Consider the following 13,513-nt stretch of genomic DNA (forward strand, 5'->3'; position numbering starts at 1 on the left):
AAAGCACCAGGCCCCGTGTCACCCGGCTGTCGGTCGGCTCCAGTCGCCTTTCCGAACTCAGCGGTCATAGCGCGCGCCCAACATCGGGTCGAACGCTCAGCCAGCCAATCCACCGCTCACTGGCCGGCTGAAGCACTCCCAGCCGACGGGGTTTCGGTCGGTGCTCACCGGTCCTCCTCGGGGATCCAGCCGCGGACTTCCAGGTACTGGATGTCGGCGTCGGCGACGGCGCGGCCGGTCTCCACCAGCCACTCCTTCATCGCCTCGGTGACGTCGCCGTGGTGGTCGGCGACCCGCTGGGACCACTCGGCGGCGTCGAACCCGCCGGTGGAGGAGGAGCCGTAGGTGCGTTCCTCGGTGCCGTCGGATCGCGGGATGAAGCCGCGCCGGATGCCGCCGGAGTCCTGCTCGGAGCCGGCGGAGTAGACGTACTGGTCGGCCTTCATCCGGACCGTGAAGGCCAGGCTGCCGCCGGCCTGGCCGGTCTCGTGCACCACGGGGGCGAGGTGGCTCGCGCCGGAGCGGATGGCCTGCTTCCCGGCCCGGCCGGCCATCGACCCGCCCGCCTCGCCGACCGTGTCCTTGCCCCGCACCCGGGCCCTCTGCCCCGTCTTGGTGCGGCGGCGGCTGGTGTTCGCCTCCGCGATACCGGACAGCGCCTCGGTGTCGCGCTCGCCGCCGCGCACCGCCCGCACGACCTGGCGCAGCGCGCCGACCATGCTCGCGCCCTTGCCCTTGGTGAAGAACTGCGACACGAGGGAGGCGTCGCGGCCGAGCATCTTGGCGACCTGGCGCTTGGTGTAGCCCTGGTCGATCAGCTGCTGGGTCAGCCGGGCGGCCTCGTTCGGGTTGTTCGAGTCGGCCGGGCTCACTGGTCAGTCCCCTTCGCGGCGAGTTCGACGCGGCCCAGGCCGCGCAGCTTCAGGTACTGCTCCTGGCTGGTCGGGTGCTCGACGGGTCCGGTCAGGTGGCCCTTGAGGAGGTAGTCGCCCGGCTCGCCCCGGTAGGGCCAGGGCTGGCGCTCGGTCAGCGCGATGCCGTCCGTGCCGAAGTACACGACCGAGCCCGGCTTCGCGTGCAGCGCCCCGGCGGAAGCGATGACCTCCTTGCCCTGCCGGTACTTCATGTCCAGCAGCGCCGCCCGCGCCCCCGACCACACGTACGCCGCCCACTCGGGGTGGGCATAAGGGTCGCGGGAGAACCCGGCCTGCCGCTGCCAGGTCACCACCGTCTCGTCCTGGCCGAGGATCTCGACCCCAGCCGGGAGCGCCTCGCCGATGGGCGTGGTGCCGGAGACCAGGCGCGGGCGCTGCGCGAAGCCGCCCAGGCCGAACAGCAGCACCGAGCGGACGGCACGGCTCGCGAGGTAGGCCGCCTGCCGCTGCCGCTCGTCGCCGTGCAGCTTCGAGAGGTTGGTCAGGTCCGCCCAGGCGGCCTTCAACCGCTTGCCCCACTCATCCAGCGGCTTGCCGTCCTCGAAGAGCAGGCCGCCCAGGATCTCGATCCGCCACGGCATCAGGTGATTCGACAACGCCAGGTGGACCTCCGCGCCGCCCGACCACGTCGTGAAGGTGGCTCCCGGCTCGGACGGGTAGATCCAGGCACGGTCACCGGTGACGGGGGCGGGCAGCAGGCCGACGTGGTCCCAGCCCTGAGGGACCGTCACTCGGATGTTCCAGTGCGAGCAGGACATCAGCGCCTTGGTCTGCTCCTGCTCGGTCATCGCCGCGAACGCGGCGGCGGTGATCCGGCGCGGCATGCCGACCGGCGACTTCCATAGGTGCTTCGCGTAGGCGAACGTGCGGTCGTACTCCACCAGCGCCGGGATCTGCTCCGGCACCCGCGGCGGCAGGATCAGCTCCGTGCGGCCCTGACCGCCGGTCACGTGCAGCAGCCCGCGCAGCTCCTCCGACAGGACCGGGTAGCCGCCCACCCACTTGCCTGTGGTCGGGATCGTGCGCGACCACAGGTCCCGGCCCGTCTGCGACGGGGAGCCCATCAGGACCGCGTCGTCCCAATGGCGGCGCAGCGCCTGCCACAGCAGCGTGAACGCCTGACGGCAAGTGACGACGTCGGCGCCGTCCGGGTCGAACCACTCCCCCATGGACCGGATCTCCGTGACCGGCCCGTCCGGGGAGGCGGCGGGCGCGTAGCGGCCGACCGGCTGGCGCTGGTGGACGAAGTGCCCGGCGAGCTTGTCCCGGCCCGAGCCGACGGCGCTGGCCCACCGCTCGGACGGGGTGTTCAGCCAGACCGCGACCGCGTCCTTGAGCGTGCTGTAGCGCTCGGCGCCGTCGTGCCACGGGGCACCGGCGGTGATGTAGACCCGCTCCGTCCCGGGCGCGGTCGCCAGCACGGCGTCCAGGATCTCGCCCGGGGTGCGGGCGCCGAGACTGAGCCGCACGACCCGGTCGCGCACCGCGAGGTCGCCGGTCGCGGCGTCCAGGAACACCGTGCTGCGGGCCTGCTGGGTGAACCGCGGCCGGGTGGAGACCAGGCCGGTCGTCACGGCCTCGAACCGGGCGCCCGCCGGGCCCTCGGGGATGGTGGGCAGCACGCGGGGCCCGACCGCCGCGGCCGCGCGCTGCCCGGCACTGCCCGAGGCCGAGGCGATCGCGAGGGACGAGGCGGCCTGTACGCCGGGTTCAGTCTCCCCGGCGGCCGGTCCGGTCCCGGCAGCGGTGTCGGCGGGCGAAGCGGTGGGCTGCTCGGCGACGACGGCCCGCTCCTCGGCCACCACCGGCGTCTCGGTCGCCGGTGGTGGCTGCCCAGTCGAGGAAGCAGCACGGGTCAGGGCCGGAGCGAGGGCACCGGCAGACGCTGGCTGCGCCGTGGGGGCGGGCGTCCCAGCTGCGGGCGCCGGTGCCTGGACGGGCGCAGCGACGGCGGCCTGGTCGTCGGCCTTGGCCGCCCGGACGGCGGCCGGGGTCGGGTCCAGCAGCGGGGCGATCCGCACGACGTCGCCGACCGATAGGCCCGAGGCCTTCGCGATGGCGTCGGCCTTCGAGCCCTCGTACCCCGCGAGCCCGGCCACCCGGCGCGAGCGCTGAGCGGTGAGCTTGTCCAGCTCCTTCTGCGCAGCCGCGACCGCCTTCTCGGCGGCCGTGATCTCGGTGCGCAGCTCGCGCAGACCTGCGAGCTCGGCGGTGTACGCCTTACGGTCCATCAGGGCCTCACTCCCCTTCCGTGACATCGGTGCGGGTGCCGGTGTCGAGAGGGCGGGCCTGCCGGGCGAGGGTGAGCCAGCCGTCAAGGCCCTGGGTCCCGTGGATGTCGGCAAGGCCCGCGAGCAGAAAGGCATAGGCGCCGCGCTTGGGAGCACGCGGCTGAGCGGTGCCGGCCTCCCACTTGGCAAACGTCTCCCGACGGGTGCTCAGGGCTTCGGCCACCTCGACCTGGGTCAGGCCCGCGGCCTTGCGCAGCCGCTCCCGCTCCGCCGGTTCCGGCAGGTCACCACCGTCCCGTGCCTTGGCCAGCAGCGCTTCCACTGCCGCAAAGATCTCAGACATCACATACCTCCTAACGAGAAAGGTATCACAGTACACCTCATAATGCGCAACATTTTTACTCTCATGTACGCCTCAATATAACCGCATCGAATACTCACGGCTCGTTCCCGGGCCCTATTCTCGGCGCCGACAGCACTCGGCCCCGGCCACCACGAAGGTGACCGGGGCCAACTGCGGTCCCGAAGTGCAGCGGTTTGTTAGGGCATTAGGCGCAGCAGGCCAGCGGTCATAGCGATCAGCACCTCGACCTCTGCGCTGGTGTACTGGTAGTCCTTCGTGCCGGGGTCTACATGCATGGCGCCGCTGGCCTGGTCCTCCAGGGCCGCTCGGGCCAGAGCCCAGCGCTCGTCTGCAGTGACCTGGCCCTTGTCCTTCTTGCCCGGCCAGTTCCAGCCACTGATGTTCTTGATGGTCTCCAGCGCCTTGCGCACCATGAGCATCGCGGGGTCGATCTCGTTGCCGCCGAGCAGCCGCTGGGCTTCCCGCAGGAAGTCGGCGGCGGCGCGGCCCGGCCCGTCGTCGGTGGGGAACGGGATCGTCATCTCCACGCCGAGGCTGCGGCCGAGCCCGGCCAACTGCTGGCACCAGCGGCTCTCGGCGATGCTGATGTGCTCGGTGGCCTGGCTGCCGCCGGGGTACCCGTCCATCTGCGGCAGGACGGCGCGCACGTCCAGCTCCAGGCGCAGGTCGCCGCTTCGGTTCTCTTCCAGTGCCAGGATCTGGGCGCCGGTCAGCAGGTAGCGCAGGACGGGCCGCTCGATCCGGCCTGGAAGGAAGGCGACGGACTGGGCGGCCGAGCCGAGCCAGGCGCGGGGTCCGGCATCCCGGGGCGCGAACAGGTCCGTCTCCAGGACGGCCAGGCGGCCGGCCCCCTCGGATTGCGGGAAGTGGACCTCCAGCTGGAGCTCGAGGCTGTGGGTGCCCATCGCCTTGTGGATGGCTGCCAGGCGCAGTCCGTCCAGGTGAGGGGTTGTCTCGGCCGTGGTGAGGATGTCGTGCAGGTCCTCCGCGCTGATGACGGGGACGACGACGCGGTAGTCGGCGAGGATGCCTTGGGCGATGGCTTCGGCCAGTTCGAGGCGGAAGACGACGGGTCCGAACAGTGCGGGATTGTCCATCGATGCCAGTGGTTGCTTGTACGCGCCGGGTTTCTTGGACTTCGGGTGGCTCCAGCGGCGTGGCGGCGCCGTCATGTAGAGGCGGCGTTGCGCGGGGATCTGGGCATCGTCGTGGATGTCGCCCCAGCTTTTGTCGAGGCTGCCGGTGGTGTGGTGGGCCTCGCCGGCGACGGCGAGGGCCCACTCCGGCAGGCCGTGGCGGCGGTGGGCCTCGACGATCGCGGGCAGGGACTGGTAGGTGGAGAAGACGATGGTCGGGCCGATGTGGGCGGCGACGCGGCGGGCGAGTTCGGCCGGGCTGGTGGTGAAGGGGATGCAAAGGGCGCCTCGGCCAAGCGGGGCTTCGACCTGCCGGAGTTTCGGTTCGCCGCCGATCAGTACGAGGCCGAGGTCCTGCGAGCCGAGGAGGACCGCAGCTGGGAGTAGCCGGCAGCAGTGGTCGCGATGCTGCTTGAGGCCGGGCTGAGGGAACGCGAGGACTGGCTCGCCAGGTGGGAGTGCGAGTTGGAAGCCGTCTGGGCCTCCCGCGGGGAACCCGATCGGATCGACGTCATCCTGAGGCATCCCCCTGACCGGGACGAGACGGATCTGCCCTGGACCCAGTTCCTGATGGCCCTCCCGATCTCCGCAGACGACCCGTCGGCCCAGGCCGAGCACCTTGAAGCGCAGCTGACCGCAGGCGATCCCCGTGCCACCGCCGAGCTCTGCGGAGGCTACAACCCCGAGCAAGTGGGCTACCCGTGGCCGTAGCCGGCCGACCCGCTGTTCACGTGAACGGCGGGGAGATGCGAGGTCGGCGGTACCGTGCAGGACGCGTGGTTCAACGGCTGGCATGTGCCTCCGGGGGCCTTCGTACTGGTGATGGGGAACGTCGGGTGGGGGCCGCACAACGGGATCCGGAACGTGCTGTACCCCGAACCCTGGCAGATGCACGGTTGGGTTCCCGCCTCGGTGCCGGAGGCCTGGCGACGGCAGCAGGAGAAACTGGCGCAGCAGTAGCGGTGGACGCAGGCGCGGTGGTCACCCGGTCGGGGCCGGTTCTCCCAGGCTGCGCCAGGGCGTGAGGTAGCGGTGCGACGGGCGGGACGGTCACCGGCGCTGGTGGCGGCCCCGTCCGGTGCTACAGGTGCGGGCCGATCAGCAGCACGGTGAGTACCGCGCCGTCCTGGCCGCCGCGGTCGGTGTCGGCCGGGCCCCAGGTCCAGTAGAGGCGCCAGGCGCCGGCGCCCTGGCCGACGTAGGACGTCCAGGCAGCCGTCCGCTCGTGGCCGGGCGGCGCCGCGGTTGCCGATCTCGCCGCGCATGCCTTCGCTGTCGGGGTGAGCACGGACGAGGTAGGCCGGGTGCTCGCCCGTCTGAAGCCTGCCGTTCCAGATGTCCAACCAACCATCCGCCCTGGGCTCCCGGGGCGCGCCGTGCGGGTACCTGCCCAGCAAGTGCAGCCGGCGGACAGGCAGGGGCCCGCGCCGGCTAAGAGCGCGACGATGTCGCAAGCAGCCGCGATCCGCCTCTTGGTGACCGGCGGGTTGACCGACAGAGAATCGATCATGCCCTTGTTGCCCGCCCTGACCGGCCTCGACGACTTCAACGGCGAGCCGGCCGACTTCGCCGGCTACTCGACGCGGGGTACCACTGCCCGGCTCTCCCCCTTCGTCCGTCACCACATCAACCTCGGCCGGCACTCCTTCCAGCTCCCCGACCTGCCCGGCGGCATGCGGCCCCTGCGTGCCCTGGACGCCGACGACGTGGGGTGATTCCACGGGGCACAGCTGGGCCGGATGGCGGAGACGCACACGGCGTGAGGGCGAACTGGAAGGGAACCTCCCCCTGAAGGAACTTTTCCGGCAACCCAGAACCAGGAGCGGAGACGAGCGATGGCCACCATGATGGACGAGGCCCGAGCCGGTGTCTCACAACCAGCGAGTATCCGGCTGCCGGGCATCGTGCTCGGTGTGGGGATGGGCGGCTTCCTCGACGGCATCCTGCTGCACCAACTGCTGCAGTGGCACCACATGCTCTCCAGCACCAACGAGGACCACATCGGCGTCAAGTACTACAACCCCCACACCGTCTCCGGCCTGGAGATGAACACCCTGTGGGACGGCATCTTCCACACCGTGTGCTGGCTGGCAGTCCTCCTCGGCCTCGCCATCCTGTACTCGCGGGTCACCCACAACCGGCTGCGGGTATGGACCTCCCGGGTGCTGTGGGGCTGGATGCTCGTCGGCTGGGGCCTGTTCAACCTCGTCGAAGGCGTCCTGGACCATCACATCCTCGGCATCCACCACGTCTACGCCGGAGACGGCCAGGTCTGGTGGGACATCGGCTTCCTCGTCCTGGGCGCCCTGCTGGTCGCCGGCGGCTACCTGCTCCAGCGCAGCGGCCAGCCCTTCGACCCCAACGCCCCCACCACGCGCGAGGGCCGACGAGCCTGATGGACCACGACATGCCCGCACACGGGCACGACGCGGGCAGCGGCCTCCTGGAGTGGCTGCTGCCCGTCTTCGCCCTGCTGGCCGCCGCCGGCGCCTACATGCTGCTCGCTCACCGGGCACGCCGCCGCAACCCGGTTTTGGGCTGGAGCCGATGGCGGACCGCATGGTGCCTGACCGGTATCGCCCTACTTGGCGCCGCGCTGCTGCCGCCCGTGGCCCCCTTCGCACACCAAGACTTCCGCGGGCACATGACCCAACACATGCTCATCGGCATGTACGCGCCGCTCGCGCTCGTCCTGGCCGCCCCCGTCACCCTCCTCCTGCGCACCCTGCCCACGGCCCGGGGACGGTGGCTGACCACCGTGCTGCACAGCCCGCCTGCCCGCGTGACCGCCCATCCGGTGGTCGCGCTGGCACTGTCCGCGGGCAGCCTCGCGGTCCTCTACTTCACCCCCCTCTACAACGCGACCACGAACAGCCACACCGCACACTGGCTGATGCACGCGCACTTCCTGCTGTCCGGATGCTTGTTCGCCTACGTCATCGCCGGCCCCGACCCCGCCCCCACACGGCCGGGCGTACGCGCCCGGCTGGTCTACCTCGGCATCGCGATCGCCGCTCACGCCGTCATCTCCCAGCTGATGTACGGCGGCTTCTGGGTCAACATCCACGCCCCCATCGACCAGGTCCAGGCAGGCGCCGAGATCATGTACTACGGCGGCGACATCGCCGAACTACTGCTGGCAGCCGCTCTGGTCGCTACCTGGCGCCCCGACCACCGGCGTGCGGCCCCCTTGAAGCCGCCACTTCCGGGAAGTGGCGGCACCCGACTGACACCGCCCAGCACTAGCCGGTGACTTCGCGGGTGGGGTTTCAGGTCTCCAGCCAGCGGTGTCGGGTTTCGTCGATGTCGAGGAGTTCGAGCAGGTGTGCTTGGACTCCTCGGCTGATCAGGATGGCTGGTGGCGGTGCCGGGGCGGAGCATGCGGCTGTCGAGGGGCCTCGGGGGTGGTGCGGAGGACCAGGCGGTGGCGGTAGGTGGCGATGACTTCGGCGACGGCGGTGAGGTCGCCGATCGGGGAGGCGTCGAGGGCGGCGGCCAGGGCCTGCTCGAAGGCGTCGCGGTCACCGGGCAGGCCGTACCTGCTGAGAGTGGTGCGTGACTTCCCTCCCTGAGCCATCCCCGCGCGTGCGGGGCCGACCACACGAGCTGCCGTCATCGGGGCCGGCGTTCGGAGCCATCCCCTCTCGGGTTCGCCACGACCTCGCTGCCGGGCGCCGGCACCTGGCCGAGGCCGAGATGCAGCAGGCCGCGCGCTCCCGCCGTCGCAGGGACGCGGCATAGACCCGCCCCTTTCCGCCCGGGCGCCCGACAGGGCGGGAACGAGGCGCAGGCGGCCGGGCCCCGGGGAACGAGGGGGGAACGTTCCGCGGGCCCGGCCGGTGGGAGGCCAGCAGCGCCGGGGTCACGGCGCGACTGCTCTGCTCAGCGGCCCGGTGGTGCTGTGGCGGGGCCGCCGTGCCGGGAATGCTAGACCCGCACATCGGCGGCGACCAGGGCTTTGACCTGTGTTTCCTCGGACACGAACATGCCATCCACAACGGCGGTGCAGGTACCGGAGGCTGGTGTCCGCCCGCTGACGGTCAGCGAGCGTTCCGCCACGCCCGAACGGCTTCGTCCAGGCGCTCGGCGCCCGCCCAGCGGGCCGGGTGGGGCATCCGCCCGCCGGTCTCGCCGTCCATCACGTACTCCAGGGAGCGGGCCAGTCCGGCCGGGTCGGAGGCGCAGGGCACGTCCAGGTCGAGCTGCCGGGCCAGGCCTGACCAACGGCGAGTCGTCAGGGCCGGCGGTCGTCACCTCCCCTGGGCCAGCGTGGCCGCGCGCAGCTGGGCGAGCAGGGGCAGTACATCCGCTTCGGTGCCGTCGCCGGTGAACGCCAGGATCCCGCTGATCAGTACATGGCACAGGTCCTCGGCTGTGCGGGGACCGGGGCTGGCGGCCCACCGGGCGAGGGTCTGTACCCACACCTTGGTCATGCGGGTGCCGACCTCGCCGCACAGCCGCTCGACGGCGGCCTCCACCTCCGCGGGCGAGGAACCCTCGTGCACGCCGGCGGCGACGCCGAGGAGGGTCTGCATCGTGGTCTCGGCGAAGGCCGCGATCGCCTCCGGAAGGGGCCGCTCGCCGGGCCCGGTGACCGCCAGGGCCTCCAGCGCGGCCGCATCGCCGGTCCAGGCGGCCTCGACGGCGGCCAGGACCCTCAGCGTCTCGTCGGCGGCGGTCATGTCCTAGCCCTCCTCGTCGATCCCGAGCGCCCGCGCCGCTCCGTGCAGCACCCGGGCACGGTGGGCGGCGCCGGCGGCCGCGCGCACCGTCCGCGCCCGGGCGCCGGCATCGGCCAGGTGCGCGGCGAGCACCTCCCGCGCCGCAGCCTGCACATCGCGGAACCCGGAGCGGTCGAGGGCGAGCAGCGCCTCGCGCTGCTCGCCGCCGAGTCCCGGCGGCGCCGGGCAGACCCGCACCGCGATCCGGGCCCCCGCGTCGAGCAGTCCCGCCAGGCCGTCCAACGGCGCCTCGGCCACCCGGGACCCGGTCAGTCCGGCCGAGTCCGCGCAGCCCGCGAGCACGGCCGCCAACAGCACCACCACCTGCTCCTGCTGCTCCCGCCCGGCCAGCGGCTGACGCAGCACCAGCTGGTCGGCCGCGCTCAGACAGTGCTCCCACGTCGTGCGCGGGATGGCCGCGCCAGTATTCGCACTCACCCACGGCACGCTACCGCCGCGCACGGGCGCGGGGAACGGCCCCCGACGGCCGGCCGGACCCGCAGCCTGCCCGGGTGCCGGCCCGCACACGCCCGCGCCCGGCCCGTCACGGCAGCGTCCGGTGCGGACCGATCACGGCCAGCCGGTCGGCACGCCTACAGGTGCGGACCGACCATCAGCACGGTGACCACTCCGCCACCCTGGCCGTCGTGCTCCTGGTGGCCGTCGGCGTCGACCTGGCCCCAGGCCCAGTAGCAGCGAACTGGCGCGACACCGGATCGACACGCTGGAGCAGCTCGGCATGATCTGGTCCGTCTCGGACGTGTGGTTCGAGGCCGGCCTCGACTGGGCGCGGGTCTGGCCGGTGGGCGCACCTTGGGTCGACGAGGACCTGGCCGTTGAGGGCCTGGGAAGGAGTCTGTCCGCATCCGTGCTGAGGTCATGGTCAGGGCGCTGGGGGTCATCATGGTGGAGGTTCGTTGCCACGGCGGGTTCGTGTGCTGGCGGGTGAGGGGCGCTCCCGCGGCCGGGGGCTGCGGGAGCGCCGACGCACTGCCGGGTGTCAGGTGAGGGCGGCCCAGTTCTGGGTGTTGGCGTTACCGGCCGGGTTGGCGGTGACGGCGGCGCCGATGGTGACGGAGGCGCTGTCGAGGGAGTATCCGGTCGCCGGGTTGGTGATCGTGTAGGTGCCGCTGCCGTTCTGGGTGACCTGCCAGTCCTGCCACGGGTTGGAGGAGTTGACGGCCCGCAGGGTCGCCTGGGCGCCGGCGGTGGTGGGCGCGGTCAGCACGAGGGCGTCCGGGCAGCCGTCGATGAGCTTCACGGTGCCGTTCGGGTATGCCCTCAGCGTCCACCGCTGCTTGGCGCGCGTGGAGTCGTAGGTGGTGAGGATGGCGGGGGAGCTGCCGGAGGCGCCGCACTGGTCGGCACGTTCCAGGGCCAGGCCGCCGCCGTTGGTGAGGACGTGAGTTCGGCCGTCACTCACGATCGTGGGGCCGTAGTTGATGGCGTGGGCGGCCAGGTAGGTGAGCGCGCTTCCGGTGGTGGAGAGCGGGGGGTTGGCAGCGGGCCGACCGGCCTTGAAGTAGTCCGCGAAGGTGGACTGGGTGTGCGCGGTCATCAGCGCGATGGTGCCGTTCCAGCCGCCGTCGACGTTCTTCCACAGGTCGAGCAGCGAACCGTCCACGTTGCCCTGGACCTGGTCCCCGGTGTGCCAGCCGGTGGTGTAGGTGAAGGCGTAGCTGCCGCCGTCGGGCCAGACGTAGCGGTAGTCGCCGAGGAGGTAGGCGGCGGTGGAGTCGGCGAAGCCTTCCACCCAGGCGCAGCTGCCGGAGCTGGCCTTGTCGATGTAGTGCGGGTTGCAGTTGGCGACGTTCGGCCACCATCCGTTGTACAGACGCTGCATGAGGAAGTGGCCGGCCTCGTGGAGCACGGTGTGCTCGGAGTCGGGGTCGGCGGCGGAGAGGTGCACGGTGTTGGCCAGGTCGTAGTACGGGCCGTCGACCGAGTTGGCGGTCCACTGGATGTTGAGTTCGGTGCAGGCGTTGCTGTTCGCCTCGTGGGAGGACCAGCAGTCGCTGGTGAGGTTGTTGCGGTTCCACCACAGGAGGTTGACGGTGTCGAAGGCGTGCCAGGCCCGGGCGGTGCCGGCGGACGGCTTGAGCGTGCCGAGGGAGGTACTGGCGGCGACATTGGTCAAGGTCGGCGAGTTCACGGTGTACAGGGTGCCGTTGCCGTCACTGACCTTCCACAGCCTGGTGCTCTCGGTGCTGAACCGCACCCACATGCTGCTCATCGAGGTGGTGGAGGTGGGCGTGTAGCAGAGGTTGAAGCCGCCGTCGTCGACGCCGGTGTACTGGTAGTCGGCGGTGAGCTGGCGCGGGGTGTCGGTGGACTTCTCCATGCCCCACAGCTGGACGTTCGCGTTGCGGACCGGCTTGGTCAGCGTGGGCTTGCCCGTGCCGGCTTCGGCCGACTGGTAGTCGTACTGGAGCTTGCCGCTCAGGCAGATGGGGGACACCGCCGCGGCGCTGGACGCCGTCAGCGGAACGGCGGCGGCGGCGAGCAGGGCTGCGCCCAGGACGGCGAAGCCGCGGGGCAGCCGGATTCCGATGGCCACAGGTTTCCTCTCGTAGGAACACGCTCGCAGGGGAGGCCGAGGGCCACCGTTCACCGGCGACCTGGCCGGCAACCAGAATCAGTGCGGAGCGCCCGACGGGGTAAGAGCGCTCGGAAGCACGTACACAAGCCGGTAGTCCGACAGAATCACTGCGGTTGCGAACTGTTCGCCACACGCCCTTGCCACCGTCTCCGCGCCCTGTACGGAACGCGACGACTCGTCCCGCGCAGGCGGCTGCTCATGGTGTGCGTTGGCCAGGGAAGAGGAGTGACCCGGCGAGGCGAGCGATGTGGGCCTCGACGATCGCGGAGCAGCGGTCATCGGCGAGCTCCCCGCCGTACGACAGAGGCCAGCTGTCCTGTCGCAGTGCATCTGGCGGGTAGCGGACCGGCGACCTGGAGGACCGCCATATCGCCTGAGAACGCCGACGCTTGGCGTTCTCAAACGACATGGCTTTCACGGAGGACGCGTTCGCGGCAGGGACAGAAGCCGCCGGCAGAGGACGTGCTGCGTGTCGAGAACGCCCAGGCTTCCTCGCGCGCTGTTTTACTCACGTGCGCAACTCCCTGACGAAGGTTCACACTGCGGGCATGGATGGACATGCCTTCGAGCCTGCGGCCGCTGTGTCCTCGGTTCAGTCGAGTGAGCTGCTGGGGTTCCCTCCTGATGCCCGGGTGCTCATCGTCAACTGCGACGACCTCGGGATGTCTCCCGCCATCAACGCCGCGGTGGTCGACTCGATCGAGGCGGGAATTGCCACATCGTGCAGCCTGATGGTGCCATGCCCCTCGGCGCCCGACGCCATGCGGCTTCTCCGTCAACGGCCGGAGATCCCGTTCGGGATCCATCTCACGTTGGTCTGCGAGACGACCCAGCACCGGTGGGGGCCGCTGGCCCCGAAGGCCAAGGTGCCCTCGTTGCTCGACGATGCGGGCGAACTGTTCATGCCCACACCCGCCGGGCGGTCCGAACTCCTCGTCCGGGCCCGGCTCGATGAGGTCGAGCTTGAGCTCCGCGCGCAGGTCAACGCCGTGGCCGACGCGGGACTCACGCCGACCCACCTGGATTTCCACTGTCTGGCAGACGGCGGCAGCGATGACATCCTCGACCTGACCGTGGCGCTGGCCGCGGAGTACGGCCTGGCTGTGCGGGTCTGGCTCGCGCCCGGGCGCCGGAGGATGCGGCAACGGGGCCTTCCGGTCATCGACAACGACTTCCTGGACAGCTTCTCCCTCGACATCGACGGCAAGGCGGCCCACTACGCCCAGTTGCTGAGCGACCTGCCGCCCGGTCTCAACGAGTGGGCGGTGCATCCCAGTCTCGGCGGCGAGGAATCGCAGGCGGTTGACACTGGCTGGCGCGTGCGCTGCAGCGACTACGAGTTCCTCACCTCGCCACAGGCCCGCGAACTCCTCCAGCAGGAGGGCATCGTCGTGATCGACTACAGAACCGTCCAGCACGCCTGGTCGCGGATCAGCGCAACCGAATAGATCGGCAGCGCGCCTCCCGGAGCCGAGACGAGAATCCGCCAACACGGATGAGACCGATTGAGAACCAGCCAACCGGGGT

14 protein-coding genes are annotated in these 13,513 nt (G+C 71.1%); 4 read left to right on the forward strand and 10 right to left on the reverse strand.

Annotation, left to right across the window (positions count from 1 at the left end; translation table 11 throughout):
* Window positions 1-164: 164 nt before the first annotated feature.
* From P3T27_RS34090 to P3T27_RS34110, 5 genes are all read right to left on the reverse strand, one after another.
* Entirely contained in the window at window positions 165-872 is a 708-nt protein-coding gene (locus tag P3T27_RS34090) for a helix-turn-helix domain containing protein (protein WP_280685154.1), read from the reverse strand.
* A complete protein-coding gene (locus P3T27_RS34095) occupies window positions 869-3,166 on the reverse strand; it encodes a hypothetical protein (RefSeq protein ID WP_280685155.1) in 2,298 nt (765 codons plus the stop codon). Before P3T27_RS34095 ends, P3T27_RS34090 begins: the two co-directional genes overlap by 4 nt.
* Before the next feature lie 7 nt (window positions 3,167-3,173).
* The gene (locus P3T27_RS34100) at window positions 3,174-3,509 is read right to left on the reverse strand and encodes a helix-turn-helix domain-containing protein (RefSeq protein WP_348534177.1); all 336 of its coding nucleotides are present in this window, start codon (window positions 3,507-3,509) and stop codon (window positions 3,174-3,176) included.
* Window positions 3,510-3,706: 197 nt separating this feature from the next.
* Entirely contained in the window at window positions 3,707-5,191 is a 1,485-nt protein-coding gene (locus P3T27_RS34105; RefSeq protein WP_280685156.1) for a hypothetical protein, read from the reverse strand.
* Between the two features lie 556 nt (window positions 5,192-5,747).
* Window positions 5,748-5,954: a hypothetical protein gene (locus P3T27_RS34110; protein ID WP_280685157.1), complete on the reverse strand. Its 207-nt coding sequence runs from the start codon at window positions 5,952-5,954 to the stop codon at window positions 5,748-5,750.
* 220 nt (window positions 5,955-6,174) lie between these two features.
* Here P3T27_RS34110 and P3T27_RS34115 point away from each other — a divergent pair, with 220 nt between their 5' ends.
* The 3 genes from P3T27_RS34115 (at window position 6,175) to P3T27_RS34125 (ending at window position 7,919) form a co-directional block, all read left to right on the forward strand.
* A complete protein-coding gene (locus tag P3T27_RS34115; protein ID WP_280685158.1) occupies window positions 6,175-6,381 on the forward strand; it encodes a hypothetical protein in 207 nt (68 codons plus the stop codon).
* A 120-nt stretch (window positions 6,382-6,501) separates the two neighbouring features.
* Entirely contained in the window at window positions 6,502-7,062 is a 561-nt protein-coding gene (locus tag P3T27_RS34120; protein ID WP_280685159.1) for a DUF2243 domain-containing protein, read from the forward strand.
* An 11-nt stretch (window positions 7,063-7,073) separates the two neighbouring features.
* The gene (locus P3T27_RS34125) at window positions 7,074-7,919 is read left to right on the forward strand and encodes a cytochrome c oxidase assembly protein (RefSeq protein WP_280685160.1); all 846 of its coding nucleotides are present in this window, start codon (window positions 7,074-7,076) and stop codon (window positions 7,917-7,919) included.
* A 93-nt stretch (window positions 7,920-8,012) separates the two neighbouring features.
* Here P3T27_RS34125 and P3T27_RS34130 read toward each other — a convergent pair whose 3' ends face one another.
* From P3T27_RS34130 to P3T27_RS34150, 5 genes are all read right to left on the reverse strand, one after another.
* Window positions 8,013-8,282: a DUF6247 family protein gene (locus P3T27_RS34130; RefSeq protein WP_280685161.1), complete on the reverse strand. Its 270-nt coding sequence runs from the start codon at window positions 8,280-8,282 to the stop codon at window positions 8,013-8,015.
* Window positions 8,283-8,706: 424 nt separating this feature from the next.
* On the reverse strand, window positions 8,707-8,856 hold the full coding sequence (locus tag P3T27_RS34135; RefSeq protein WP_280685162.1) for a hypothetical protein: 150 nt from the start codon (window positions 8,854-8,856) through the stop codon (window positions 8,707-8,709).
* A gap of 60 nt (window positions 8,857-8,916) precedes the next feature.
* Window positions 8,917-9,348, reverse strand: a complete 432-nt coding sequence (locus tag P3T27_RS34140; RefSeq protein WP_280685163.1) for a hypothetical protein — start codon at window positions 9,346-9,348, stop codon at window positions 8,917-8,919.
* 3 nt (window positions 9,349-9,351) lie between these two features.
* The gene (locus P3T27_RS34145; protein ID WP_280685164.1) at window positions 9,352-9,825 is read right to left on the reverse strand and encodes a hypothetical protein; all 474 of its coding nucleotides are present in this window, start codon (window positions 9,823-9,825) and stop codon (window positions 9,352-9,354) included.
* A 562-nt stretch (window positions 9,826-10,387) separates the two neighbouring features.
* Window positions 10,388-11,944, reverse strand: a complete 1,557-nt coding sequence (locus P3T27_RS34150) for an RICIN domain-containing protein (protein ID WP_280685165.1) — start codon at window positions 11,942-11,944, stop codon at window positions 10,388-10,390.
* A gap of 590 nt (window positions 11,945-12,534) precedes the next feature.
* Here P3T27_RS34150 and P3T27_RS34155 point away from each other — a divergent pair.
* Window positions 12,535-13,434, forward strand: a complete 900-nt coding sequence (locus P3T27_RS34155; protein WP_280685166.1) for a polysaccharide deacetylase family protein — start codon at window positions 12,535-12,537, stop codon at window positions 13,432-13,434.
* Window positions 13,435-13,513 lie beyond the last annotated feature (79 nt).

The sequence above is a fragment of the Kitasatospora sp. MAA19 genome (assembly GCF_029894125.1).
Lineage (GTDB): Bacteria > Actinomycetota > Actinomycetes > Streptomycetales > Streptomycetaceae > Kitasatospora.

Coding starts and splice junctions, on each gene's coding strand:
- P3T27_RS34095 (WP_280685155.1), bottom strand. CDS start 3,166: ATGGACCGTAAGGCGTACACCGCCGAGCTCGCAGGTCTGCGCGAGCTG.
- P3T27_RS34100 (WP_348534177.1), bottom strand. CDS start 3,509: ATGTCTGAGATCTTTGCGGCAGTGGAAGCGCTGCTGGCCAAGGCACGG.
- P3T27_RS34105 (WP_280685156.1), bottom strand. CDS start 5,191: ATGCCTCAGGATGACGTCGATCCGATCGGGTTCCCCGCGGGAGGCCCA.
- P3T27_RS34115 (WP_280685158.1), top strand. CDS start 6,175: ATGCCCTTGTTGCCCGCCCTGACCGGCCTCGACGACTTCAACGGCGAG.
- P3T27_RS34120 (WP_280685159.1), top strand. CDS start 6,502: ATGGCCACCATGATGGACGAGGCCCGAGCCGGTGTCTCACAACCAGCG.
- P3T27_RS34125 (WP_280685160.1), top strand. CDS start 7,074: ATGCCCGCACACGGGCACGACGCGGGCAGCGGCCTCCTGGAGTGGCTG.
- P3T27_RS34130 (WP_280685161.1), bottom strand. CDS start 8,282: ATGACGGCAGCTCGTGTGGTCGGCCCCGCACGCGCGGGGATGGCTCAG.
- P3T27_RS34140 (WP_280685163.1), bottom strand. CDS start 9,348: ATGACCGCCGCCGACGAGACGCTGAGGGTCCTGGCCGCCGTCGAGGCC.
- P3T27_RS34155 (WP_280685166.1), top strand. CDS start 12,535: ATGGATGGACATGCCTTCGAGCCTGCGGCCGCTGTGTCCTCGGTTCAG.